Below are 24,689 nucleotides of genomic sequence, written 5' to 3' on the forward strand. Positions count from 1 at the left end.
ATGTACTCTAAATAATTCGAGTTGCAGGAAGGCGGCAAGTTCGTGAATCCCAGGAGCATAGATAACTATGTGACTGGGATGAGCGAACGAAGCCAACGTACCTGCAACTTGAAGTATGACGAGTATGCAGAATTTGCCCTACCGCAAAAGGAACCCTTTATGGAGCAACGTCGCCGCACCCAAACAGCTGGCTGGTATCATAAAACCCAGCGCAGCCTGCACGGTGGCCTCCCCCTCGATCCCCACGCAGACACCCATCGCGATCGCTTTCTGCTGGGTATTGATGCCTACGCCAATGCCTCATTACGCCGCGTCCTTGAAGGACGCAAAGACGTATTTGACGTGTCATTGGCGGCTTACAGAGTTTTCTTTCCTGAATCAGTGAAGGTTTCGCGAGAAGTCACGCTGTCGCTTTATGACCGTTTGAGTACGGCGCTGACGGTGGCGCAGGTGACGGGCGTCCAAACGCTTTGTAGCCATTACGCTGCCCGCCTCACCCCGCTGCCCAGCCCAGATGCCTCCCGCCAAAGCAATACCCGCCTTACCCAGATTACCCAATACGCCCGACAGCTTGCCAGCCAACCGACGCTCATCACCCGGCATGGCTTGCAACAATTATTGGAGGTCGGATTAAGTGTGGCGGATATCGTCACCTTCACGCAAATCATTGGTTTTGTCAGTTATCAGGCCAGGGTCATTACCGGTATTTCAGCCCTGGCGGGTCGCCCTGTCGCTGTCATTCCTGCTTTCCCCGCCGTTGATGATGCACCGGCAGAGAATTTCCCGCCCCCGTCGTCGGCTTGGGTTTCACACTTGCCGCCGGTGCAAATGACCGAGGCGACGCCCTTGCAACTGGACATCCTGGATCAGAGCCACCCCGATGCACGTTTGCTGCCGTACTATTTGCTGCTGGCGCACGACGCTGCTGCACTTCGCGAGCAATCTGGCATCGTGAACGGCATTCTCTATGCCGAGGCAGGACTGAAAGACAGCCAGAGAGAGTTGGCTGCGCTGGTGGTATCAAGGATCAATGGCTGCGGTGAAAGTGCGAATACCCATGCCGAGGATTTCCTGCAACTTACGGCCGATCGGCTTACCGTCAATCGCCTGTGGCTTGGGGTACCAGACGCAATGGCGGTTGATAACACGGACAATCAGCAACAACAGCGATTGATTATCCGCCTCGTGGCTACTTTGACGCGTTCACCGGAAAGGTTCGGTCCGCAAGATCTGCAACCGTTATTGGCAGAGGGATTCAGCATCGCTGAGATATTGGATGTCATTTTAGCCACGGCATTAACCGGCTGGACCAATCGCCTGATGCAAACTCTCGGATCCACCGATACGCCGACTCTGCAATAACACTTTTACCCTCCTGAGCGCGAGTGAGAGCGTCCATTTCTGGCCTCTCACCCGCCGATTTATCTCGGAATTTTCTCGACAAATCTCTTTTTCAAATCCAAAACATCTTTTCAATCGAAAATTTAGTCTAATAATGCAGGGCAGATCACACTTGGCTGTGAATCGACTCAATAGTGCACGGCAAATGAGATGTCAGAATTTCGAATGTCATGGAAAAATTGATTTATGCATGACAATGAGTGGCATGCGGCGCACCAGACAATCACATGAACTGATTTTTCCATAAGTGACAGAATATATAACCATTTGAAAATTGAATACTATCTAACCAACACAATAGTTTGAATAATTGATTAAACATAAGCGTTAATTCTGCATAACATTTGAAGAACGGTTTTATCGGGACGTCCGAGATATATGTAACCGAATATGACAAATCTCTTGCCTCGTTGACAAAGATAGTGAACATTACCTGCCGTCATTCCTTCCTATAACAATGCAAAGGGTGCTTATTTCGCAGCACCAACTTTTGCTTTCCCAGACATTTTCTGGCGAGAAGTCTTACACAGAGGTCCCAGTGAAAACTGAAAACACAACAAAAGATGAAAGCGTCAGTATGAACGCGTTCAAACAACCCAAGGCGTTCTATCTCATCTTCTCCATCGAATTGTGGGAACGATTTGGTTACTACGGCCTGCAAGGCATCATGGCCGTCTATCTGGTCAAAATGCTTGGCCTGTCAGAAGCAGACTCCATCACCCTTTTCTCCTCATTCAGCGCACTCGTTTATGGTTTTGTCGCCATCGGTGGCTGGCTGGGCGATAAAGTGCTGGGAGCCAAGCGCGTCATTGTGCTCGGCTCGCTGGTTCTGGCCATTGGTTATGCGCTGGTGGCCTATTCCGGCCATGACATCATGTGGGTGTATATGGGTATGGCAACTATTGCTGTCGGTAATGGTTTGTTTAAAGCCAATCCGTCCTCCCTGCTCTCTACGTGTTACCAGAAAGACGATCCGCGCCTTGATGGTGCGTTCACCATGTATTACATGGCGGTCAATATCGGTTCGTTTTTCTCTATGCTTGCCACTCCGTGGTTGGCGGCGAAATATGGCTGGAGCGTGGCGTTTTCCCTGAGCGTGGTAGGTATGCTGATTACCCTGGTCAACTTCATGTTCTGCAAAAAATGGGTTAAGAAACAGGGTTCCAAACCTGATTTCGAGCCGTTGCAATACAAGAAATTGCTGATGGTCATTATTGGTGTGGTCGCGCTGATTACCCTGTCGACCTGGTTGTTGCATCACCAGCAAATCGCCCGCTATGCGCTGGCGCTGATTTCGGTGGGCATCATCATTATCTTCGCCAAGGAAACCTTTAACCTGCATGGCATTGCACGGCGCAAAATGATCGTCGCCTTCCTGTTGATGCTGGAAGCCGTGGTGTTCTTTGTGTTGTATAGCCAGATGCCGACTTCACTGAACTTCTTCGCAATTCACAATGTTGAAAAGACCCTGTTCGGCCTGACGTTTCAACCAGAACAGTTCCAGGCACTGAACCCGTTCTGGATTATGGTTGCGAGTCCGATACTGGCGGCGATCTACACCAAAATGGGCGATCGTATGCCAATGCCACACAAATTCGCATTGGGTATGGTGCTGTGCTCGGGTGCATTCCTGGTTCTGCCATGGGGCGCGTCGTTGGCCAATGATCAGGGTATCGTTTCGGTAAACTGGTTGGTATTGAGCTATTGCTTGCAGAGTATTGGCGAACTGATGATCTCCGGACTGGGTCTGGCGATGGTGGCACAATTGGTTCCACAGCGCCTGATGGGCTTCATTATGGGTTCATGGTTCCTGACTACCGCCGCGGCAGCGATCATTGCGGGTAAAGTGGCAAATCTGACTGCAGCGCCAAAAGACATCATTGATGCGCATGCTTCACTGGCTATTTATAGCCATGTATTTATGCAGATTGGTATTGTTACGGCAATCATTGCCGTGCTGATGCTGCTCACCGCGCCAAGGCTGCATCATATGACGCTGGATAACGCTGAAGACAAGCGGCTTGCAGAATTAGCTACCGCGCAATAAGACGTTCCTCAGCAGCATAACTGGAAAACGCGCCTTTCATTCAGGGCGCGTTTTTTTATCCTTTATTAAATAAATGATATTGATAAATAAAAGACGCTAGCCGAACCCATGGATAACGCGCGCAAAAGCCTTTTCAGCGAAGTGTGGCAAGTGCCTTATCTGCCGCTGGATCCTGCTGATGTCGGTTATAGTTATGAGGGCTGAAAAGGTTGTCGGTAAATTTCATGTTGAATCAATACGGTGTTTTTTACTTTAGCCCAGCATGCCACTATTGCCGCTATCTGCAACGGTTATCGCCTGATTAGAGCGCACCAACCCAATTTACGTGCGTCTGTTCACCCGCAACCAGACTCATTTTCTGCGCCATCATAATGTGCCGTAACTCCTTTGGCGTCGCGCCGTAGGTTTCAACAAAATGCCGGCGCAGCGTGCTCAACTCCAGACCACAACGCTTGGCAATAATCGACAGGCTGAGATCGGAAACGGATGCATTGCGCAGCAATCGTTTTGCCAACGTCAACCGCCGGTTACGGACAAAATGCGCTATGCCTCCCAACGGTTCAAAAAGACGGTAGAGGCTGGAGCGAGAAATCGCAAAGTGCTTGCACAATAGTTCAACGGAAAGGGGTGCGGAAAGATTTCTTTCGATATACAGGCAGATCCTTTCCAGTTTGCTGCCCAGTATCTCGGGTTGCTGCACGATATTACCGGCGGTGACCTGCAGGGCTTGCATAAATACCGCCGCAGCCCCTGCTCCCGTGCTGAGGATCTCCTGCTCGGTCATTTGATCAAAGACCTGCAGCATGGCGTTGAAGTGGTTGCGAACCAGAAAGTTGACCGGTGAAGTGACAGGAATAGGGTGTCCATGCAGCGAGGCGATATCCACTGAGTTGGTCACCGCATACTTTGGCATAATCATGTATTGGTAGGTGCACCGATGCGGCGGATGTTTTCCCGGATAAACATGCACTTTTATCGGCAGTGACATATCCTGGATCAGGATATCCCCTTGGGAAAGTAATACCCGTCGGCCAAAACATTGGCACTCCATGGCACCGATGATAACAATGAAAATCAAAATATGATCGGGCATGGAAAAGAGATTGCCATGCTGGCGATGAAGGTCGTGTTCGCAGACGGTGAGCACACCACCAATAATTTTGCCGAAGTTATACCCTGTCACACGCCAATCAAATTCAGCAAAATTCTTTTTAGGCAGTACCAATTTTAAACCTGCGGAGGACATCCCGTCTTCCCATTCGTAAAAGCTCGTATCAAAATCCTGATAATGTGTTGCCGAATCAGTGATTTTACGTGAAGCAGCATACGTCATTAGGAATATCCGTCAAATACTAGGAATATTCCTAGAGATTAATCCGATTACCGAAACCAAATCAACTAGCAAATGTAATCTTTAACGTAAATGCGTATTTTTGACTTTTTAATCCATGCAACCGCCTGTCCAGCCTGAACAATTTGAGTTAGACGGCTCGTTGTCTCGATGCTTGCCCCGTTTGCGCTTTATTAAAGACTCCGCCCACCTATTTCGGCATAATTCTGGCATAACGCCATCCAGTGAGGGAAAACCACACCATGACCGCACCTGATTTCTTTTTAGTCGATGCCTTTACCGACCATATTTTTGGCGGCAATCCTGCGGCTGTCTGCCCTCTGCAACGTTGGCCGGACGATGATCGCCTCCTGCGCATGACCCAGGAGCACAATCAGGCTGAGACGGCCTTTTTTGTCGCAACAGAAGACGGCTTCGAGCTGCGCTGGTTTACCGTGCTCGGCGAGATTAATCTCTGTGGGCACGCAACTCTGGCCACTGCGCAGGTGATTTTCAACCACCTGCACTATCCAGGGGATGAGATTCGCTTTTCCACCCGTTTTGTCGGGCCGCTGACGGTCAAACGCAAAGACGACGGGTTAATGCTGGATTTTCCTGCGTGGTACCCGGAACCGGTAGAAACACTGCCGTCGGCGCTGCTGGAAGGATTGGGCATCACACGGGCCGGGCAGGCGTTTTCAGGCCGCGATTACCTGCTGGTTTTGGAAAATGAACAGGCTGTTCGCAACGTCAATCCTGATTTTTCCCTATTGGGTCAGGCCGGCAAGTGCGTCTGCATTACCGCCGCTGGTGACGACTGCGATTTCGTCAGCCGCTTCTTTTGCCCCGGTGACGCCCATCAGGAAGATCCGGTTACCGGCTCCACGCACACCATGCTGATTCCTTTCTGGTCGAAACGCCTGGGTAAACAGCAGATGATGGCGCGTCAATTGTCAGCCCGCGGGGGCGAATTGCGCTGCGAATATACCGGTGATCGGGTATTGATTTCCGGACAGGCACGAACCTATTTGCAAGGCTCACTTTTCCTGACAAACTGAATTCCCGCATTCGGCGGATTAATCAGGAGCGACGCTGTGTTAACTATTCTAGGCAGGTCATCTTCCATTAACGTAAGAAAGGTTCTGTGTACTTGTGACGAGTTGGCGCTCAACTATGTGCAACAGCATTGGGGTGCAGGGTTTGCCCCCACGGCAACACCCGAATTTATGGCGCTCAATCCCAATGCGCTGGTCCCCGTCATGCAGGAGGGTGATTTTGTCCTCTGGGAGTCGAATACCATTTGCCGTTACCTCGCCAATACCCATCCGCAGGCGGGCCTATTACCGGTCGATCCACAGCAGCGTGCCCACGTTGAGAAATGGATGGACTGGCAGTTGGGGGATTTGAATAACGCCTGGCGTTACGTCTTTATGGCTCGTTTACGCAATACCCCAGCGAATCCCGATCCTGCGCTGCTGGCTGCCAGCGAGAAAAGCTGGAATCACCAGATGCAGATCCTCGATCAGCAAGTGGATAAAACGGCGGCCTGGGTGACCGGCGAGCACTTTACCCTTGCCGATATCGTGCTCGGGCTCTCCCTGCACCGCTGGCTGATGACACCCATGTCCCGCCCTGCGCTTCCGGCATTGGATGCCTATTACGACCGTCTGCGCGAGCGTCCGACATTTGCCACTTACGCCACGCAGGAATGGCCATAAACACTGATTACCGTTCCCCGTGACTGAAGGTTTTTCCCAGAGGGCATGCGGATTGAGTGCCCGATCGGCGAATCAATAATGTGATCTTCATTTAGGTCACATTATTTTCAGTCGCAAGGATAAAAATCTGATAACGTAAAGTTATGAATATAATCACCTGGTCGCACTCTATGAGCAAAGGAAAAGTACTGGAGGAATCACGTCAGTTAAAACGACTGCATGCCGCCACGCGCAAACAGTCGCACTGGTACAAATGGATTGCTTTCATCGCCGCTCTGGACTGCATTCTGGTGATTTTTTACGATCAGGATATGCGCAACATTGTCTTTTCGGGCGGCGTAACCCTAGTCTGTCTCTATCTCTACCTGAAAGAGCGTAATAAAGCGCGCGGCTATCGGCGTGAATACGACCAAAAGTTCGGCAGGGAAAAAGAGAACATCTGATTCCTGCCCTCTCTGAAATATCAGGGCGACCCTGCGCACCGGGCGAGGGTTACGGCGGATTTTGCTAAATTGTTAAGTTACCCACTGACTTTTATCATTACGCGCATTAGGATTAATGGCGTTTATGTTTCAAGCCGTATTGGCCACTCTCATCGCGCGCTTAAGGAGTCTTCGATGAAACTGTATTACAAACCCGGTGCCTGTTCGCTTTCTCCGCACATTGTTCTTCGTGAAGCAGGTCTGGATTTCACTATCGAGAAAGTCGATCTGGCCAGTAAAAAGACCGAACGAGGCGATGACTACCTTGAGGTCAATCCAAAAGGCCAGGTTCCTACATTGCAGTTGAATGACGGCAGCATTCTCACCGAAGGGGTGGCTATCGTTCAGTATATTGCCGATCAGAAACCCGATCGGCAGTTGCTGCCTGAAGTCGGTACTCTGGCGCGCTACCACGCCCTAGAGTGGTTGAACTATATTGCAACTGAACTGCACAAAGGATTTACCCCGCTGTTCAATCCACGTACCCCGGACGAATACAAAACTATCGCCCGCGAAACGCTGGACAAAAAGTTCGCCTATGTCAATGACGTGCTCGGCAAACAGCAATATCTGCTGGGCGCACGCTTCAGCGTGGCAGATGCCTACCTGTTTACCGTTCTGGGCTGGGCCAAGGCGTTGAAATTCGATCTGGGTGCCTGGCCCAATATTTCTGCCTATCTTGGTCGTGTCGCAGCGCGTCCGGCGGTTGATGCCGCGCTGACCGCTGAAGGTCTGAAGTAAGTCGGGCCAACAAACAGCCAGAAAAAAAGCGCCTCATTCAGGGGCGCTTCGATAGAGTGGCTACACTGGCGTTAACAACTGCCAGACGTTACCGAGCTAGACTTTAACAGCAGTAAAATGGTGCTGAGGCTGCACGATACCGTCCTGTGCGGCAACGATTTGCAACTCATACTCACCCATTTCGTGCGTGGTCTTCATCACTTCGTAGACTGCCGCGGTAACGTGCTCCAACGCATTCGCCAGAGACTCCCCCTTGAGCAAATTCACCAGCAGCAATCCGCTGGTCAGATCGCCCACGCCAACCGGTTGACGCGCCGGGAACTCAATCAATGGCCGACTGATATGCCAGGCTTCATCAGCCGTAACCAGCAGCATTTCAAAGCAGGCCGCGCTGTAACCTGCGCGCGCCAAATGCTTGACCAGAACGATTTTTGGCCCCTGCGCACACAGTTCGCGAGCGGCACTGACCGCCTGCTCCACATTGTTCACCGCATGGCCGCACAACAGTTCCAGCTCAATAAGATTTGGCGCAATCACATCGCTGCTTTGCAACGAACGCTTGCAGTGAAACTCTGCCACGCCCGGCGCAACAATACAGCCTTTCTCAGGATGACCCATGACCGGATCGCAGAAATAGAGCGCATGCGGGTTGGCCTTTTTCACCTGACTGACGATCTGCTGGATATGCTCACCCTGCTCAGCCGATCCAATGTAACCACTCAGCACCGCATCACAGTTTTTCAACTGATCGATATCCGCAATACCTTGGGCAATTTCACTCAGATGGCTGGCTGGCATGACGCAACCGGTCCAGTGACCATATTGGGTATGGTTGGAAAACTGTACGGTATTGAGCGGCCAGACATTCGCCCCCATCCGACGCATCGGGAATTCGGCGGCACTGTTTCCGGCATGACCAAATACAACGTGTGACTGTATTGAAAGAATATTTTTCATCGGGACAATCTAACCCATATCATCATCGCGTGGATGGACAGACGCCAAAATTAAGGGGGCGATCACCCCCTTGTTTGCCAGCTATTGTTGTTATTTCCAGCTCACGAGACAGTAGTGTTTTTTACCGCGACGCAGAAGCGTATAACGACCAAACAGGCGGTCGCTGTCGCTGAAGGTATATTCTGCGTTGGACTGTTTTTCACCGTTGATGGTCACTGCATTGGATCCAATCATGGTACGTGCCTGCCCACGGGAAGGCACCAGTTCAGCGGCGACCAGCGCCTGTTGCAAATCGGCATCTTTTTCCAGCTCGACCGATGGCATACCGTCCTGCGCCAATTGCGCGAAGTCGGCTTCCGTCATGTCGCCCAGCGATCCAGAGAACAGGCTCTGGGTGATGCGGCGCGCCGCAGCCAGACCTTGTGCACCGTGCACCATGCCAGTGACTTCCTCGGCCAGAACGTATTGGGCGCGTGGCGCGACGCCGCTGTTTTTGTCTTCTTCTTCCAGCGCATTGATCTCATCAAGGCTCAGGAAAGTGAAGAATTTCAGGAAGCGGTAAACGTCAGCATCCGCCGTATTGATCCAGAACTGGTAGAATTTATAGGGGCTGGTTTTTGCCGGATCCAACCAGACTGCGCCACCTTCGGTTTTGCCAAACTTGGTGCCATCGGCTTTGGTGATTAACGGCACGGTCAGGCCAAATACCTGTTTCTGATGCATACGACGGGTCAAATCGATTCCGGAAGTAATATTCCCCCACTGATCGGAACCGCCGATTTGCAGCTCAACGCGGTGCAGATTGTAGAGCGATGCGAAGTCGTAACCTTGCAACAGGTTGTAGGAGAACTCGGTAAACGAAATACCGCTGTCATCGCGATTCAAACGCTGTTTGACCGCTTCTTTATTAATCATCTGGTTGACAGAGAAATGCTTGCCGATGTCACGCAGGAAGGTCAGGACGTTCATGTCACCGAACCAGTCGTAATTATTCGCGGCAATTGCGCTGTTGTCACCACAGTCGAAATCAAGGAACGGCGAAACCTGCTTACGGATTTTCTCTACCCATTCATTGACGGTTTCGTTGGTGTTCAGCTTACGCTCGGCGGCCTTGAAGCTCGGATCGCCAATCAGGCCGGTCGCCCCACCCACCAGCGCAACCGGCTTGTGCCCGGCCAACTGAAAACGTTTAAGACAGAGCAACGGTACCAGATGGCCCAAATGCAAGCTGTCGGCGGTCGGATCGAAACCGCAATACAGTGCAATTGGCCCTTGCGCCAGCCGCTCCGCTAACGCTTCCTCGTCCGTAACCTGGGCCACCAGGCCCCGCTCTTGCAGTTGTTTAACCAAGTTGCTGCTTGTCATCAATGACTCCATTGTCTTGTGCATAAAACATATCTGGCAGCACGGCGTCGCGCGCGCCCAATCGCGAACATCTAAATAAGTGGCATAGAATAAAGCGCCCGTGACACGAGCGCTAGGATTTAGCGAGATATTTCGTTATTCAGGGGGCCAGACGGTCAATTTTCCACGCGTCGCCTTCACGCTGGTAAATAAAACGGTCATGCAGGCGGTGTTCACCGCCCTGCCAGAACTCTGCGGAGTGAATTGAAACGCGATAACCGCCCCAGAAGCTGGGTAGCGGGACGTCGCCCTGGCGGAACTTCTCTTTCAGTTCGAGGAACTTGCTTTCCAGAATGCCGCGCGCGGAAATCCGCGAGGATTGCTGTGATACCCAGGCACCAATCTGGCTGTCTTTAGGGCGACTGTTGAAATATTTCATCACTTCAAACGTCGAGAGACGCTCAGCCTCACCCAGGAAACTCACCTGGCGATCGAGCATATGCCATGGAAAAAGCAGGCTGACTTTGGGATTATGGGCAATCTGTAACGCCTTGCGGCTGCCGAGATTGGTATAGAACACCAATCCTTGCCGATCGTAGTGCTTGAGCAGGACAATGCGCTGGAACGGTTGACCAGTTTCATCCACTGTCGCAACACACATCGCCGTGGGGTCGGCCAGTTGTGCCTCGCAGGCCTGTTTCAACCAGCGTTCGAAGAGGTCAAGGGGATCGGCAGTCAGATCGTGGCGACGCAAGCCACCACGGGTATATTCACGTCGCAAATCAGCGACATCAAATTCATTCTTATCAGTCATATAGAATCGATCATCAACGAAGGGATATTACGGCCATTCTGCGCCCGGATCGCCAGAATCTCAATGATCCTGACGCCCGGTGCGGACGATTACTGGGTCAGGATGCAGTCGTTGATAATAATGTCATCCCCGCGTTGTACCATTGCCCCTTCACCTTTCGACCAGAAACTGTAGGTGCCATCACTGTATTTCGCGCCAGAGGCCGCTTCGACGTGGCTAAGCGTCAACTGTTTTCCATCAAGCACAAAACTCACGCGATCGTCTTTAACGTGCTGGGTCACTGTCAGCGGCAATGTGCCGCACTGGTAGTGCAGCTCCTGATCGGGGGTCGGTTTCGTCATCTGGCTGCATCCCGCCAGTGCGATAGCGACCAATACGATGAGCTTTTTCATGCGGCTTCTCCTGTCATTATGTCTGCAGCCCTTTAAGATTAGCAGCTTAAGCAGGCTTTTTATGCATAACCGGATAGATAGCACCAAGAAGCGTCGATTGACTGGCACCGGTAACCGACGGCATATTCCCCGGTAGCCCAGACAGCGTACGGAATGCCAGCCAGGCAAACGCCAGCGCCTCCATATCATCACCACTTACGCCAAAGTTATCAGTGGTGCAGACTTCGATTCCCGGTAAAAGTGCCGACAACCGGGTCATGACCAGCGGATTTCTCGCCCCGCCGCCGCACACCAGCAACCGTTCACAACCACCTGCCAGCTGTACCTGTTCCGAAATGCTCGTGGCGGTCAGTTCAGCCAGCGTGGCCTGCACATCCTCAGGACGCAACCCAGGCATGTTACTCAATTGCCGCTCAAGCCAGGCCATATTGAAATATTCACGCCCGGTGCTTTTCGGTGCCGGTTCGGCAAAATAGGGATCTGACAGCATCTGCTGCAACAGCGTCAGATTGACCCGCCCTTCCGACGCCATTGAGGCATCTTTGTCATACGGTTGGCTACGGTTACACCACACCCAGGCATCCATCAGCATATTGCCGGGGCCGGTGTCGAAGCCGCGCACCGGCTGGCCGGGCATCAGAATGGAGAGATTGGCGATACCGCCAATATTGAGCACCATCCGCCGTTCGTTGGGATGGGTCAGCAATGCAGCGTGAAAAGCCGGCACCAGCGGCGCACCCTGCCCACCATATGCCATATCGCGCCGACGAAAATCGCCGACGGTGGTAATTCCGGTCATGGCGGCAATACGGTTGTTGTCGCCCAATTGCAGCGAAAAAGTCGCCTCACCTTTGGGTTCATGCCACACCGTTTGCCCGTGATTGCCGATGGCAGTAATGTCCTGCGCATGCAGCCCGCATTTTTTCAGCAATTCCTGCACGGCTTCGGCAAAAAGAATCCCCAGTCGGGTATCCAGTTGGCCGACCGCCGACAGCGTGGTTCGCTGCCCCTGGCACATCCCCAGAATGGCCTGTTTCAACTCAATGGGGATCGGGTGCGAATAGCTTGCCTGCTGTGCCACCATACGCTCATCGATCGCGGCGAGTACCACATCAATGCCATCCAGACTGGTTCCGGACATCACGCCTATGTAGCGTCCTGATTTCATAATAATACCCCTTACTTCCGTCACGAAAGCGACAACAACACCAACATGCGTTCAATAAAACAGATTTAAAAAATTAACGCCATGAAATGGCGCGTTATTTTTCATCAATGTGAATGAAGTATTGATTTTATGTTGTCAACTTTGGCTTATTGCGCTGCCTGACAACCCATATGCCAAACACGGCCTACACTATAGGAAAGATAAACCACCGTTTATAATCAGTTGAAGAGACACCGGTTATGATTAGTGCCAATAACGTGGCAAAATAGGCAATACCTGTGTTACGCCATTACTGTAGCAGTTTCGTTTTCTCACGTAGTTCTGTCAGCTTCCCGGCTTATTTGGGGTCGCGCAAATTACGTATCCATAAATAGGAGTTTTGTATGATTAAGCGTCTTCTCGTTGTTGCCATGGCTGGATTCACACTGGCAGGGTGCGCGAATAACAGCACCCTTTCTGGTGATGTCTATTCTTCTGCCCAAGCCAAACAGGTTCAGAATGTCACCTACGGTACGCTGGTCTCCGTTCGCCCGGTTCAGATTCAGGGCGGGGATGAAAACAATATAATAGGTGCGATCGGCGGTGCGGTTCTCGGTGGTTTCCTGGGTAATACTATCGGTGGCGGTACCGGGCGTAGTCTGGCAACCGCAGCAGGTGCGGTAGCAGGTGGCATGGCAGGTCAGGGTGTGCAGGGTGCAATAAACCGCACCAACGGTGTCGAGCTGGAAATCCGTCGTGACGACGGCAACACAATCATGGTCGTCCAGAAAGCCGGACCAACCCAGTTCAGCGTCGGTCAGCGCGTCACCATGGCCAGCAGTGGCAGCACCATTACCGTATCGCCACGCTGATTTGTGGCATCAGATATTGCTTCTGCTGACATTGTTTTAGCTGACATTATTTACACAGACATTGTTTGAACAAACGATGCAAAAACCGGAGGCCAGGCCTCCGGTTTACTTTTGGGTGTGTGTGATAGTCAAGCGAACGAAAAATAATTATTTATCTTGTAACTCAGTGATATTCTTTTCTAATTTTTCAACCAATGCAGACAGTATCACCACTTCCTCCGGCGAAATCCCGGACAGGATTTCTTTACGGGTAATGCTGATGACATTTTCAACTTCACCAATGATTGGCGCTGCTGCTTCAGTAAGTTTTATGCGTTTGGCCCGCCGGTCGCTGGAGCAGGTATGACGGGTAATCAGGCCCTTTTCTTCCAGTTGATCCAGTGTCCTGACCAATGAGGGCTGTTCAATACCTATGGCTTTCGCCAGTTGGATTTGTGACTGTTCTGGCGGTAAGCGGCTGATATTATGCAACGTTACCCAGTGTGTTTGCGTCAACTCGAGTGGTTTCAGCCGATGATCAATCAGCGCTCGCCACACACGAACCAATCGTGCCAAATCTGATCCCAAGTTCGATTCCAATTCTCCCTCCTTATAATTAGCATGCTAATATTACACCCCAGAGTTTAGCCTATTTTGAGGATTTAACCTCCCAAATTCAATTCCCTATATAATGAACAGCAAGATTCGCGGACTCACTGCAAAAATACCTTATAATCATCCCGCGTTTTGTTCTGTTAATATTCGCCTCTAGGAATAAATACTGTGAATGCATTATGGTTCAGCAATGGCGCGGCCCTGAGGGATCTGGTGTTCGGCGCATCGCTCTATTTCCCACCCATTTTCAAAGCGTTCTTGCTTGGGCTGCTGCTGTGGCTGGTCATACACCACCTGCTGCGTGATTGGATCTATTCTGGCGAAGTTTGGCATCCGATGCTTATGGATTTATCTATTTTCGTGATAAGCGTCAGCACTTCTTTGTGGATTTTGACCCGCTGGTAACATTTTCTTCTCGTGGAAAAGTCAGAATGATACTTAAAACAATTAAATATTTCTCAACTATCCTGATTTTGGCGGTCGCTCTGGTAGCAGGATGGTGGCTCTGGAACTACTACATGCAATCTCCCTGGACGCGGGATGGCAAAGTTCGCGCCGAACTGGTGAACATTACACCAGAGGTTTCTGGCCGAATTACCGCAATCAATGTCCACGACAACCAATTCGTGAAATCTGGCGGCCTGTTGTTCACACTCGATCCAGAACCTTTTCACATCGCCCTGAGCAACGCCGAGGCTGCCGTCGCCAAAGCCGAATCCGATCTGGAAAAAGCCAATCATGAAGCAGCCAGACGCCGCAATTTGCCGAATAATGTTATCTCCGCCGAATCACTCGATGAATCCAACCTGTCTGCCAAATCCATGTTGGCCCAGTACAAAGCCGCACAGGCCAATCTGGAGCAGGCGCGCTGGAATTTGAGCAAAACGCGCATTTATGCCCCGACCGATGGCTATATCACCAATTTGCAAACGCGTCAGGGCAACTACGCCACGGCAGGTACGCCGCTGGTGGCGCTGGTTGATCTGCACTCGTTCTACGTCATGGGATATTTTGAAGAAACCAAATTGCGGCATATCCGCATCGGTGATTATGCCGATATCACTCTTTACAACGGAAATGTTCCCCTGCAAGGCCGCGTTGAGAGCATCGGGCGGGCGGTTTACGATCAAAGCGTCGACAATGCCAGCGACATGCTGATGGACGTGAAGCCCAATGTACCCTGGGTACGTCTGGCACAACGGGTTCCGGTGCGGATCAAGCTGGAAAATGTCCCTGCTGACGTGATGCTCGTCGCCGGTACACCTGTACGATATCAATTCGTCACTGAGGTCAGGGACGTGAAGCTGAGCTGGCTGGAATGGAAGCAAAGTCCGTGGGGTAAAGCCACATCCGGGCAATGGCGCTATGCGTTGCGCAATTCCATCGCCATGTGCCTGGCCCTGTGGGTGGCATTTGCCCTGCAATTGGATGAACCGACCTGGGCACTGACTTCCGCCGCCGTGGTCAGTTTCCCGACCGTCGGCGGTGTCATCAGCAAAAGTATTGGCCGGGTGATCGGCAGTCTGATGGGGGCCGCAGCCTCGATCATCATCGCTGGCCACTGCCTCAACGATCCATGGCTCTTCACGCTGTTTATCGCCTCGTGGCTCGCACTTTGTACTTTTATCTCCAACCACTACCAGAATAACGTCTCCTACGCATTCGCGCTGGCGGGATACACCGCCGCCATCATCGCCTTCTCCACCGTTGATGTGACCGACACCCAGCAAATCTGGGACATTGCGCAGGCCAGGGTATGCGAGGTCATCACCGGGATTTTATGTGGTGGCCTGATGATGATGATTTTGCCCAGCACCTCCGATGGCAGCGCCCTGCTCACGTCGTTGCGCACTATGCATATCCGCCTGCTGGAACATGCTGAATTGCTCTGGCAGCCTGAGATCAGTCACCGTATCCGAGTCTCACACGAAGGGGTTATCGGCCAGATTCTGACCATGAATGTGCTGCGTATCCAGGCATTCTGGAGCCATTACCGACTTCGTCGGCAAAACAACATACTGAATTTTCTGCTGCACCAGCACTTGACGTTGACCAGCGTGATCTCCAGTTTGCGGCGCATGTTGCTGAACTGGCCGAATCCGCCGGAGAATTTACCCGATATCCTGAAAGTGCTGTTTGCCGAACTGCGCCAGCCCAATACCAATAAATACCAGTTGGCAAAAATACTGCAAAAAATTGCGCCGCATGACGATGGCGATTACCGTCACCGGGCTTTCTGGCTGCGTCTGCGTCACTTCTGCTGGCTCTATCTGCAAAGCGATCGTTGGTTGAAGCGGGTGGAAAATGCGTCCCCGGTCAGCGAGTTCAATCCGCCGAAAGTCACGAAACTCGCGCGTCATACCGATACCTACGAAGCCGCCTATAACGGCCTGCGGACTTTCCTGTGTATCGTTTTGGGTTGCGCCTACTGGATCAATACGCAATGGGACGCGGGCAGTGCCGGTTTGACGCTGGTGGCGATCAGTTGCGTGCTCTATTCCTCCACACCCTCACCCATCAACAGCATCACCACGCTATTGAAAGCGATGATCGTGCTGTCGATAACTGCATTTATCGTTAAATTTGGCCTGCTGATCCAAATCAGCGATCTGTGGGTTTTTCTCTGTTTTTTACTGCCCGTATTGATCACCATGCAGATGCTGAAGCTACAGAATCCGCGTAATGCCGCGTTATGGGGGCAACTGATCGTGTTCATGGGCTCCTTTTTGTCGCTGACCAACCCGCCCGTTTATGACTATCAGACATTTATCAACGACAGTCTGGCAAAAATCGCCGGTGTCCTGCTGGCCTGTCTCGCTTTCCAAATCCTGCGTCCCAGTTCTGACCTGCGTAAAAGCCGCCGGTTGATTCGCGCTTTGCGCCGGGACTTTATCGATCAATTGAGCCGCAAACCGCAACTCAGCCAGACCCGCTTTGAGTCACTGATCTACCACCGAATCAGCCAGTTGAACCAAAGTCAGGATCAGCTATCACGTACCTGGCTGCTGCGCTGGGGCGTGGTGCTGCTCAATTGCAGCCATATCGTGTGGCAATTGCGCGAATGGCAGACGCGTTCGGACCCCCTGTCGGTAGTCCGCGACGTCTGTATCCATTGCCTGAAAGGGATCATGACCGAGCGTGGTGTCAGTCACCAGAATCTGGATGCCAGTTTGCAAGAACTACAGCGGATGAGTGATATTCTGGCACGCCATCCCGATCAGGCTGCACGCGATCTGGCTGGGGTGATCTGGCGTCTTTATTGTTCATTGTCACAACTGCAGCAGGCTATTTCAGTCGATGACAGTGTGGTTATGAATAAAGTGTGGTTGTGAATAAAGTGTCGTAGCACATAAATAGCGTAAATAATAACCCCGTTAATCAACGGGGTTAGGCATTGCTTGTGAGTCGGGTGTTAAATCACGCCACAGGCGAAACGCTCTCCGCCCCCGCCCAAAGGTTTGGGCATATCTGCATGGTTGTCACCACCCGCATGGATCATGAGGGCTTTATTCTCGATTTCAGCGATTTTCTTCAGGCGTGGTGCAAGAACCGCATCGTTTGATGTGCCATCAGCATTGACATAAATCGCGGGCAGATCGCCCAGATGTCCGGCTGCATAAGGCCCCAGATGTTTACCGGTCTTTTCTGGATCCAGGTGACCCCCTGCTGCCTGAGCCGCCACCTTTTTGCCATCTTTCATGGCCGCATCGCAACTGCCGTTTTCATGTACGTGAAAACCGTGGACGCCCGGTGGTAATGAGGTCAATTTAGGTGTGAACAGCAAACCATAGTCGGTTTCACTGATAGTAATAGTACCGATCGGCTCTGGTTTTCCATCCGCAGTGACGCGATCCATCTTGACTTCTTTGGTGGCAGATTGCGCGGCTCCACAAATAAGAAGACCCGTCATCACTAGCCAGGGAAGATGTTTCATAATGCCTCCATTGCTCTATGTTTTGGAGCCCTTAGTATAGAAGAGGCCAGAGCGGAAGACAGATCGAAAGGGAGTTTATCGGGCGAGAGTCACATTCTACCCTCTCCCGGCAGCCCATTTTGATGAAAATGCGTCGCTTAATTATGGAACATCGTAACCCAACGCCGCTTTACGAATGCGAAACCACTGCTGACGCGTCAGGCTCAGTGATAATGCGCGATGCGCCGAGCGTATCCGTTCAATTTTGCCGGAACCGATGATCGGCAGCGGTGAACTCGGCAGACGCATAACCCACGCATACACCACCTGCTCAATATTGTCAGCGCCAATCTCTTCTGCGACAGCGTGCAACTCATCGCGCAAAGGTTGGAACCCGGCATCATTGAACAGACGCCCACCGCCGAGGCAGGACCAGGCCATCGGCTTGATGCGCAGTTGCTGGCAGAGATCCAGCGTACCATCAAGAATCGCGGGCTGATGGAGCGGCGAAATCTCCACCTGATTGGTCGCCAATGGGAAAGGCAAACGTGATTGCAGCAGGTTGAACTGCGCCGGGGTGAAATTGGATACCCCAAAATGACGGACTTTGCCGCTTTGATGCAACTGGGTAAAGGCTTCAGCCACTTCATCGGCATCCATCAACGGATCGGGACGATGTATCAGCAGCAGATCGAGAGCGTCAATATGCAGATTGGTCAGCGATTTCTCGGCACTGGCAATAATGTATTGGCTATCGGTGATGTAATGACCCAGGGCATTTTCGGCTTTGGCCGTGGTGGCGATGCCACATTTACTGACCACTTGCAGTTGATCGCGTAATTCTGGTTTCAGCTTTATCGCCTCTCCAAACGCGTGCTCACACTGATAGCCACCGTAAATATCGGCATGGTCAACCGTTGTAATGCCCAACTCCAGGTGCTGCTGGATAAAGGTCAACAACGCCTGCGGCGTCATATTCCATTCCATCAAACGCCAGTAACCACAAATCATGCTCGAAAATTCAGGGCCTTGCACAGAGACTTGGCTGCGTTGCTTCATGTAGGATTCCTCGGTTGATCTTCTCCGCCAAGAATACACAACTGGACCTGACAGCAGAAATTTAAATTGTCCCGGGGGCGACAAAATAAGTAAGTAATGATGAAAACCTACCGGACAGTTTTTAAAATCAAGGGGTTAAAACAGAGAGGGCTGTTCTGGGGCGGGATCGTCGATCTTTTTGGCGGCACGTTGCAGACGCAACCAACGCTGGTGGCATAAATGCAAAACCCGGCGTTTTTCAGCATCGGTCATTTTCATCCAGCCAAAGCGCTCATCGCGACTGCGCAGGCAGCCTCGACAGTAGCCTCTTTCATCGGCCTGACAAATGCCGCGGCAAGGACTGGGGATGTCAAAAAACTCAAGTTGCTCTGCCACAACGCCTCCACGTTCACCGTAGATCTCATTGAAGATGCATTTTTGCTGACTGGCAAGTATTTTGCGCCATCGAGACCACAATTTGCGCCCGTTGCCTCTATTCCACTATTGTTCCACTATGCCGTGAAAATCCGATCGGATCGCCTCTGGTCGCGTATATCTCCGTCAGCATCTCTGATTATCTCAGACTGTCCGCTTTTTTTTCTTGACCTAGACCGATCGGTCTATTACGCTTTGTCCTATGAACAAACAACTGCAATCACATCCTCACGTCGATACGCGTGAACATCTGCTCGCCACTGGCGAAGAACTGAGTCTGAGACTCGGCTTTACCGGTATGGGGCTAACCGAGCTTTTGAAAACCGCGGGCGTGCCTAAAGGCTCTTTCTATCACTACTTCCGATCCAAGGAAGCCTTTGGTGAGGCGATGTTGCAGCGCTATTTTGACTGTTATGACAAGCAGCTTGCGACGCTTTTCAGCGATAAACAGCGCGATCAGCGCCAGCATTTGCTGTCGTACTATGCACAATCCATTACCAACTATTGTCACAGCGAATGCCATAACGCCTGTCTGGCGGTCAAGCTCTCCGCTGAGGTCAGCGATTTATCCGAGCCAATGCGTCATGCATTGGAACAAGGGACCGCCCGCATTATTGGGCGCTTGCAGGATGCACTTGAACAAGGGATCACCGAGCAGTCCCTGAGCATAGCCCTTAGCCCGGCAGCGACGGCGGAAACGCTGTACGCACTGTGGCTGGGTGCGTCGCTCCGGGCAAAAATCAAACGTTCCATTGCACCACTGAGCATCGCGCTGGAAGCCGTGGAACTGCTGCTGCCCCTAAACAGTAAGCCCTAAACAGTAAATTTGCATCACGACGTTTTACTCTCGATTCGCCCGCGGGGACGGAAAGTTAGCACCCATTGGGTGGTAGTTTTACTCTCTACTAGTCGACCAGTCTATTTAAAGGAAACAGGACCACTATGAGCAAACTCTTTTCCCCCATTACGGTTGGCGCAAAAACACTGCCAAACCGTATATTCATGGCTCCACTGACCCGCCTGCGCAGCATTGAACCAGGTGATATTCCTACGCCATTGATGGGCGAATATTACTCGCAGCGTGCCAGTTCAGGACTGATTGTGACGGAAGCAACTCAGATATCCTTCCAGGCGAAAGGTTATGCGGGCGCACCGGGTTTACACACGCCGGAGCAGATCGCAGCGTGGAAGAAAATTACTGCGAAAGTCCATGAAAAACAGGGGCATATCGCTGTGCAACTGTGGCACGTTGGCCGTATTTCCCACAAGAGCCTGCAACCGGGTCAGCAAGCGCCTGTCGCACCATCCGCCATTGCTGCCGAGACGCGTACTACGGTACGTGATGAAAAAGGCGACTGGGTACGTGTTCCTTGCTCCCTGCCACGCGCGCTGGAACTGAGTGAAATCCCAGGGATCGTTAATGATTTCCGTCAGGCGGCAGCCAATGCCGTTACCGCTGGCTTCGACTATATCGAACTGCATGCGGCCCATGGTTATTTGCTGCATCAGTTTATGTCACCAGCGTCTAACGAACGTACCGACCAGTACGGCGGCAGTATTGAAAACCGCACCCGCCTGACCCTGGAAGTGGTTGACGCCACGGTTGCCGAAATTGGTGCCGATCGCGTCGGGATCCGCATTTCCCCGCTGGGTCCATTCAACGGCCTGGATAACGGTGAAGATCAGGAAGAAGCCGCGCTGTATTTGATTGAAGAATTGAATAAACGCAAACTGGCCTATCTGCACATTTCCGAACCGGACTGGGCAGGTGGCAAACCGTATTCCGAGCAGTTCCGTGACGCCGTCCGTGCCCGCTATCAGGGTGTGATTGTCGGAGCCGGTGCCTACACGGCCGAGAAAGGTGAAGAGCTGATGCAGAAAGGCTTCATCGATGCGGTCGCGTTCGGTCGCAGTTACATCTCCAATCCGGATCTGGTTGAGCGCTTACAGCAACATGCCTCGCTGAACGAGCCTAAACCCGAGCTGTTCTACGGCGGCGGAGCCGAAGGTTATACGGATTACCCTACCCTGTAATTCTTTCGTTCGTTCTCATCTTGTAGAGGCCGCAACGCGCGGCCTTTGTAGATCCCGATGCATTGCCCCCGTCAGCGATCGGACAAGGGAGCGGAGCCAACGCCCCCTGCAATTTCAAGTACAAAGGGTATATACTGTAATGAAACCCTGTTTTAATCATACCGCATCCAACATCCGCTTCTGGCTCTGCATACGCGTGCCGAAGGCGATGATCCCTACTGCGGTTACAACTGACAACCAGAGGAAATTATGCGCTTACTCCATACCATGATCCGCGTCGGTAACCTTCAGCGTTCTATCGATTTCTATACCCAGGTATTAGGCATGCGCTTGCTGCGTACCAGCGAAAATACCGAGTACAAATACTCCCTGGCATTTGTGGGCTATACCGAAGAGACCGAAGGTGCGGTGATCGAATTGACCTATAACTGGGGCGTCGAGAGCTATGATCACGGTAATGCGTTCGGCCATCTGGCGCTGGGCGTTGATGATGTGGCCGCGACTTGCGATCGGATTCGCAACGTCGGTGGTAAAGTGACCCGTGAAGCCGGTCCGGTCAAAGGCGGTACGACCATTATCGCTTTTGTGGAAGATCCGGATGGTTACAAAATTGAATTGATTGAGAATAAGCAGGCTGGTCAAGGTCTGGGGCATTAATTCTCTTCGGGCGCTTATATGCGCCCTTCTCTTTCCCTGCAAAAATCCCTTCTGCAACCGGCTGTGAAATTTGCCATAATGCGCGCTGAATTCGATGAAGAAAAAAATCTATGGCTGAAAATAGTGATCTTAACGCCCTGAGTGGTCGTTTTCGTGGGTTTTATCCCGTTGTTATTGATGTAGAAACTGCAGGCTTCAACGCCAAGACAGATGCCATGCTCGAGATCGCGGCAATTACGCTGCGTATGGATGAACAAGGTTGGCTAGTGCGGGATGAAACATTGCATTTTCATGTCGACCCCTTTGAAGGTGCCCTGCTCCAACCTGAAGCGTTGGCGTTCAACGGCATCGACCCACATAACCCTTTGCGCGGTGCGGTCAGTGAATATGATGCGCTGCACGCCATCTTCAAAATGGTGCGCAAAGGTATTAAAGATCAAAACTGTAATCGAGCCATTATTGTTGCGCACAACGCCAATTTCGATCACAGCTTTGTCATGGCGGCAGCCGATCGCGGTAGTTTGAAACGAAACCCGTTCCATCCCTTTGCCACGTTTGACACTGCGGCATTGAGCGGTCTGGTACTGGGGCAAACCGTGCTGGCAAAAGCCTGTCTGACTGCAGGCATCGAGTTCGACAGCACACAGGCACATTCAGCACTCTACGATACCGAGCAAACTGCCCTGCTGTTCTGCGAGTTGGTAAACCGCTGGAAGCGATTGGGCGGCTGGCCTCTGGCAATCGCCGAAGAGTAGATGTGCCCGCTGAATTCGGGGCAAAATGTAAATCGGGCGACCCTAGTGGTCGCCCGATTGCATTTTATTTATTGGCGTGACGTGACTCAGTTACCGCTGTTTTCTTCCTGAGATTTATATTTCTCTGCGGTCTCTTTAATCAGGGGCTGCAGTTCACCACGTTGGTACATTTCCATGATGATGTCGCACCCGCCAACCAACTCGCCATCGACCCACAACTGCGGGAACGTCGGCCAGTTAGCGTATTTCGGTAATTCGGCGCGGATATCCGGGTTCTGCAAAATATCGACATAGGCAAAGCGCTCGCCACAGGCAGAGAGTGCTTGTACAGCCTGCGCGGAGAAACCGCAGCTTGGCAATTTCGGTGAGCCTTTCATGTACAGCAGAATCGGGTTATCGGCGATCTGGGTCTGGATTTTTTCAATTGTCGTCATTGTCTTGCTTCCTCAAGCCATACGCTGGCTATAACATGCATCACTTTATCTGGCATACGCCTATTGTAACGATGGCAGCGACCGGATAAAAACGCCATTTTTTGCAAGGTTATTGCCCATGGTGGCGGGGATGTTTACCACCAGCCAGCGACACGTTATTTAAACATCCATATAGAATAACATTTTTAACCCACGCTTTTCACTAACATCTTCATGCTTTCCCATAACGCTTTGGAATAAGCTAAGTCCTTGACTAATGGTTACTAATGAAACAAAAACCGGCTAATTTATCTCCTGAAAAAAAGCTATTAACTTTTTCTCACAATATGAATTAGAATCAATGGGCTTAATGCTTTTTTGAACGGTGAGTTTCGGCAATAATGAGGCTCTTGTGAAGTTCTTTTGGAATCACTTTTGGTAACGTCGTCATGCGTCTAATTGTTACGCTTTTTGTGCTTCTGTTTACCCAGCTATTTCTGAATCTGGCGCATGCGTCGCCACAAACTCGCGTTGCTGCCGATCAGAAAAAGAGCCATGTCAGCGAAGCCAAAACCGACGACCGTAAAAAACGAAAGCAACCCGTAAAAACCAGCAGCAAGAAAGTAAAATCCAGTCCAGTGAAAGAAACGGCAGCAACCAAACAGAAAACAACGACTGAAAAGAAACTCAAAACCACCAAAGTAAGCCGGAAAACCTCCACTACACGTCCGGTAAAAGTGGCTAAAGTGACGCCACCGAAGAAAGGCTACAAAAAAGGATATGGTCGGCAGCGTATTAAAGCCAAACCCGAGATGGAGCTCGCCAGCAACGCCCGCAGCAAACCTCTCGTTCTCAGTCCCGCGCATAAAAAGCGTTATCAACACGCCAAGCAGACCGCAATGAACAAACTGATGAGCCAGATGGGCAAACCCTATCGCTGGGGCGGAACGTCACCCAATACCGGTTTTGACTGTAGCGGCCTGATCTATTACGCCTACAAAGATGTGGTTCGCATTAAAATGCCGCGCACCGCCAATGAGATGTATCACTTGCGCGATGCCGCACCGATTAACCGTGCCGAACTGGAAACCGGTGATCTGGTCTTCTTCCGCATCAATAACCGGGGTGCGGCCGATCACGTTGGCGTTTACCTTGGCAACGGCAAATTCATTCAGTCACCGCGCACCGGTGAAGAAATCCGCATCAGCTTCCTGAATAACGATTACTGGCAGGATCACTATGTCGGCGCGCGCCGGGTAGTAACGCCTAAAACGATCCGCTAACCTGGTATTTACATCACATTAGCATCGGTGAATGGCGGGTTTTAGGTTGGGCCAGTGGGAACGGGATGGGATGGCAAAACACTTTCGACGGGATAGAACGATTTACCTACTCTTACCTGCTCGCAGAACAGTCAGGAGAGGCGTGTTTTCCGCCTCTCCTGAACCGTATTAATTCAGGACAGCAATGAAACTGAATATAATGATCATTACCAGTGCACCAACGGTAGTCAGCAGCGACATTTTCAGATCGGTATCCATATAGAAACTCCTCAGCAGATCAATTTTAGCGTGGGCGTATAGGCACACATTTTGTGCGTTAACT

At 51.6% G+C, this 24,689-nt stretch carries 26 protein-coding genes and 2 pseudogenes; 16 read left to right on the plus strand and 12 right to left on the minus strand.

Annotated features, from left to right (window positions below):
* Nucleotides 1-159 precede the first annotated feature (159 nt).
* From DRI82_RS11700 to DRI82_RS24760, 3 genes are all read left to right on the plus strand, one after another.
* Nucleotides 160-1,362 (plus strand): CMD domain-containing protein, encoded by a 1,203-nt coding sequence (locus tag DRI82_RS11700; RefSeq protein ID WP_114193812.1) that lies wholly within the window; start codon nucleotides 160-162, stop codon nucleotides 1,360-1,362.
* Nucleotides 1,363-1,939: 577 nt separating this feature from the next.
* Nucleotides 1,940-3,448 (plus strand): dipeptide/tripeptide permease DtpA, encoded by a 1,509-nt coding sequence (gene dtpA / locus DRI82_RS11710; RefSeq protein ID WP_425452650.1) that lies wholly within the window; start codon nucleotides 1,940-1,942, stop codon nucleotides 3,446-3,448.
* A 108-nt stretch (nucleotides 3,449-3,556) separates the two neighbouring features.
* Entirely contained in the window at nucleotides 3,557-3,652 is a 96-nt protein-coding gene (locus DRI82_RS24760) for a hypothetical protein (RefSeq protein ID WP_411705006.1), read from the plus strand.
* Between the two features lie 97 nt (nucleotides 3,653-3,749).
* On the opposite strand, the gene DRI82_RS11715 is transcribed toward DRI82_RS24760, so the two are convergent.
* Nucleotides 3,750-4,781 carry an AraC family transcriptional regulator gene (locus tag DRI82_RS11715; protein ID WP_114193818.1) on the minus strand — a complete coding sequence of 344 codons (1,032 nt, stop codon included), beginning with the start codon at nucleotides 4,779-4,781 and terminating at the stop codon, nucleotides 3,750-3,752.
* Nucleotides 4,782-5,041: 260 nt separating this feature from the next.
* Between DRI82_RS11715 and DRI82_RS11720 the strand changes: the two genes are divergently transcribed.
* The 4 genes from DRI82_RS11720 to gstA all read left to right on the plus strand — a co-directional run bounded on the left by DRI82_RS11720 (nucleotide 5,042) and on the right by gstA (nucleotide 7,719).
* Nucleotides 5,042-5,836: a PhzF family phenazine biosynthesis protein gene (locus DRI82_RS11720; protein ID WP_114193820.1), complete on the plus strand. Its 795-nt coding sequence runs from the start codon at nucleotides 5,042-5,044 to the stop codon at nucleotides 5,834-5,836.
* 36 nt (nucleotides 5,837-5,872) lie between these two features.
* The gene (locus DRI82_RS11725) at nucleotides 5,873-6,496 is read left to right on the plus strand and encodes a glutathione S-transferase family protein (RefSeq protein ID WP_114193822.1); all 624 of its coding nucleotides are present in this window, start codon (nucleotides 5,873-5,875) and stop codon (nucleotides 6,494-6,496) included.
* A gap of 170 nt (nucleotides 6,497-6,666) precedes the next feature.
* Nucleotides 6,667-6,939 carry a hypothetical protein gene (locus tag DRI82_RS11730; protein WP_114194145.1) on the plus strand — a complete coding sequence of 91 codons (273 nt, stop codon included), beginning with the start codon at nucleotides 6,667-6,669 and terminating at the stop codon, nucleotides 6,937-6,939.
* 174 nt (nucleotides 6,940-7,113) lie between these two features.
* On the plus strand, nucleotides 7,114-7,719 hold the full coding sequence (gene gstA / locus DRI82_RS11735) for a glutathione transferase GstA (RefSeq protein WP_114193824.1): 606 nt from the start codon (nucleotides 7,114-7,116) through the stop codon (nucleotides 7,717-7,719).
* 96 nt (nucleotides 7,720-7,815) lie between these two features.
* On the opposite strand, the gene pdxY is transcribed toward gstA, so the two are convergent.
* The 5 genes from pdxY to anmK all read right to left on the minus strand — a co-directional run bounded on the left by pdxY (nucleotide 7,816) and on the right by anmK (nucleotide 12,394).
* Entirely contained in the window at nucleotides 7,816-8,676 is an 861-nt protein-coding gene (gene pdxY / locus DRI82_RS11740) for a pyridoxal kinase PdxY (protein WP_114193826.1), read from the minus strand.
* A 90-nt stretch (nucleotides 8,677-8,766) separates the two neighbouring features.
* The gene (gene tyrS, locus DRI82_RS11745; protein ID WP_114193828.1) at nucleotides 8,767-10,041 is read right to left on the minus strand and encodes a tyrosine--tRNA ligase; all 1,275 of its coding nucleotides are present in this window, start codon (nucleotides 10,039-10,041) and stop codon (nucleotides 8,767-8,769) included.
* A gap of 139 nt (nucleotides 10,042-10,180) precedes the next feature.
* Entirely contained in the window at nucleotides 10,181-10,834 is a 654-nt protein-coding gene (gene pdxH, locus DRI82_RS11750; RefSeq protein WP_114193830.1) for a pyridoxamine 5'-phosphate oxidase, read from the minus strand.
* Between the two features lie 89 nt (nucleotides 10,835-10,923).
* Nucleotides 10,924-11,226 carry an MliC family protein gene (locus DRI82_RS11755; RefSeq protein ID WP_114193832.1) on the minus strand — a complete coding sequence of 101 codons (303 nt, stop codon included), beginning with the start codon at nucleotides 11,224-11,226 and terminating at the stop codon, nucleotides 10,924-10,926.
* A gap of 46 nt (nucleotides 11,227-11,272) precedes the next feature.
* On the minus strand, nucleotides 11,273-12,394 hold the full coding sequence (gene anmK, locus DRI82_RS11760) for an anhydro-N-acetylmuramic acid kinase (RefSeq protein ID WP_114193834.1): 1,122 nt from the start codon (nucleotides 12,392-12,394) through the stop codon (nucleotides 11,273-11,275).
* Between the two features lie 383 nt (nucleotides 12,395-12,777).
* On the opposite strand from anmK, the gene DRI82_RS11765 reads away from it, so the two are divergent.
* On the plus strand, nucleotides 12,778-13,245 hold the full coding sequence (locus tag DRI82_RS11765; protein ID WP_114193836.1) for an outer membrane lipoprotein: 468 nt from the start codon (nucleotides 12,778-12,780) through the stop codon (nucleotides 13,243-13,245).
* A 147-nt stretch (nucleotides 13,246-13,392) separates the two neighbouring features.
* Here DRI82_RS11765 and slyA read toward each other — a convergent pair whose 3' ends face one another.
* Nucleotides 13,393-13,824, minus strand: coding sequence for a transcriptional regulator SlyA (gene slyA / locus DRI82_RS11770; RefSeq protein WP_114193838.1), 432 nt, complete (start codon nucleotides 13,822-13,824; stop codon nucleotides 13,393-13,395).
* Nucleotides 13,825-14,052: 228 nt separating this feature from the next.
* Between slyA and DRI82_RS11775 the strand changes: the two genes are divergently transcribed.
* The 3 genes and pseudogenes from DRI82_RS11775 to DRI82_RS11780 all read left to right on the plus strand — a co-directional run bounded on the left by DRI82_RS11775 (nucleotide 14,053) and on the right by DRI82_RS11780 (nucleotide 17,171).
* Nucleotides 14,053-14,244 (plus strand): DUF1656 domain-containing protein, encoded by a 192-nt coding sequence (locus DRI82_RS11775; protein ID WP_114194147.1) that lies wholly within the window; start codon nucleotides 14,053-14,055, stop codon nucleotides 14,242-14,244.
* 113 nt (nucleotides 14,245-14,357) lie between these two features.
* Nucleotides 14,358-15,092: pseudogene (locus DRI82_RS24330) on the plus strand (efflux RND transporter periplasmic adaptor subunit); the annotation flags it as partial.
* A gap of 45 nt (nucleotides 15,093-15,137) precedes the next feature.
* Nucleotides 15,138-17,171: an FUSC family protein gene (locus DRI82_RS11780; RefSeq protein WP_170138701.1), complete on the plus strand. Its 2,034-nt coding sequence runs from the start codon at nucleotides 15,138-15,140 to the stop codon at nucleotides 17,169-17,171.
* A gap of 80 nt (nucleotides 17,172-17,251) precedes the next feature.
* Here the strand turns inward: DRI82_RS11780 and sodC are convergent, their stop codons facing one another.
* The 3 genes from sodC to DRI82_RS11795 all read right to left on the minus strand — a co-directional run bounded on the left by sodC (nucleotide 17,252) and on the right by DRI82_RS11795 (nucleotide 19,186).
* Entirely contained in the window at nucleotides 17,252-17,773 is a 522-nt protein-coding gene (gene sodC, locus DRI82_RS11785) for a superoxide dismutase family protein (RefSeq protein ID WP_114193842.1), read from the minus strand.
* Nucleotides 17,774-17,914: 141 nt separating this feature from the next.
* Nucleotides 17,915-18,811, minus strand: a complete 897-nt coding sequence (locus tag DRI82_RS11790) for an aldo/keto reductase (RefSeq protein WP_114193844.1) — start codon at nucleotides 18,809-18,811, stop codon at nucleotides 17,915-17,917.
* 135 nt (nucleotides 18,812-18,946) lie between these two features.
* Complete coding sequence (locus DRI82_RS11795) at nucleotides 18,947-19,186, minus strand: DUF1289 domain-containing protein (protein WP_114194149.1); 240 nt, start codon at nucleotides 19,184-19,186, stop codon at nucleotides 18,947-18,949.
* Nucleotides 19,187-19,427: 241 nt separating this feature from the next.
* On the opposite strand from DRI82_RS11795, the gene DRI82_RS11800 reads away from it, so the two are divergent.
* The 4 genes and pseudogenes from DRI82_RS11800 (at nucleotide 19,428) to rnt (ending at nucleotide 22,671) form a co-directional block, all read left to right on the plus strand.
* Nucleotides 19,428-20,042: a TetR/AcrR family transcriptional regulator gene (locus tag DRI82_RS11800; protein ID WP_114193846.1), complete on the plus strand. Its 615-nt coding sequence runs from the start codon at nucleotides 19,428-19,430 to the stop codon at nucleotides 20,040-20,042.
* A 125-nt stretch (nucleotides 20,043-20,167) separates the two neighbouring features.
* On the plus strand, nucleotides 20,168-21,259 hold the full coding sequence (nemA, locus tag DRI82_RS11805) for an alkene reductase (RefSeq protein ID WP_114193848.1): 1,092 nt from the start codon (nucleotides 20,168-20,170) through the stop codon (nucleotides 21,257-21,259).
* Between the two features lie 249 nt (nucleotides 21,260-21,508).
* Nucleotides 21,509-21,916 (plus strand): lactoylglutathione lyase, encoded by a 408-nt coding sequence (gene gloA, locus DRI82_RS11810; protein WP_114193850.1) that lies wholly within the window; start codon nucleotides 21,509-21,511, stop codon nucleotides 21,914-21,916.
* 78 nt (nucleotides 21,917-21,994) lie between these two features.
* A pseudogene (rnt, locus tag DRI82_RS11815) lies at nucleotides 21,995-22,671 on the plus strand (ribonuclease T).
* 86 nt (nucleotides 22,672-22,757) lie between these two features.
* Here rnt and DRI82_RS11820 read toward each other — a convergent pair.
* Entirely contained in the window at nucleotides 22,758-23,105 is a 348-nt protein-coding gene (locus tag DRI82_RS11820) for a Grx4 family monothiol glutaredoxin (RefSeq protein WP_114193854.1), read from the minus strand.
* 428 nt (nucleotides 23,106-23,533) lie between these two features.
* On the opposite strand from DRI82_RS11820, the gene DRI82_RS11825 reads away from it, so the two are divergent.
* The gene (locus tag DRI82_RS11825; protein ID WP_114193856.1) at nucleotides 23,534-24,367 is read left to right on the plus strand and encodes a C40 family peptidase; all 834 of its coding nucleotides are present in this window, start codon (nucleotides 23,534-23,536) and stop codon (nucleotides 24,365-24,367) included.
* A 168-nt stretch (nucleotides 24,368-24,535) separates the two neighbouring features.
* Here the strand turns inward: DRI82_RS11825 and cydH are convergent, their stop codons facing one another.
* Nucleotides 24,536-24,625, minus strand: a complete 90-nt coding sequence (gene cydH / locus DRI82_RS11830; protein ID WP_114193858.1) for a cytochrome bd-I oxidase subunit CydH — start codon at nucleotides 24,623-24,625, stop codon at nucleotides 24,536-24,538.
* Between the last annotated feature and the right edge of the window lie 64 nt (nucleotides 24,626-24,689).

It is taken from the genome of Edaphovirga cremea (assembly GCF_003332275.1).
In the GTDB taxonomy this organism is placed as follows: Bacteria; Pseudomonadota; Gammaproteobacteria; order Enterobacterales; family Enterobacteriaceae; genus Edaphovirga; species Edaphovirga cremea.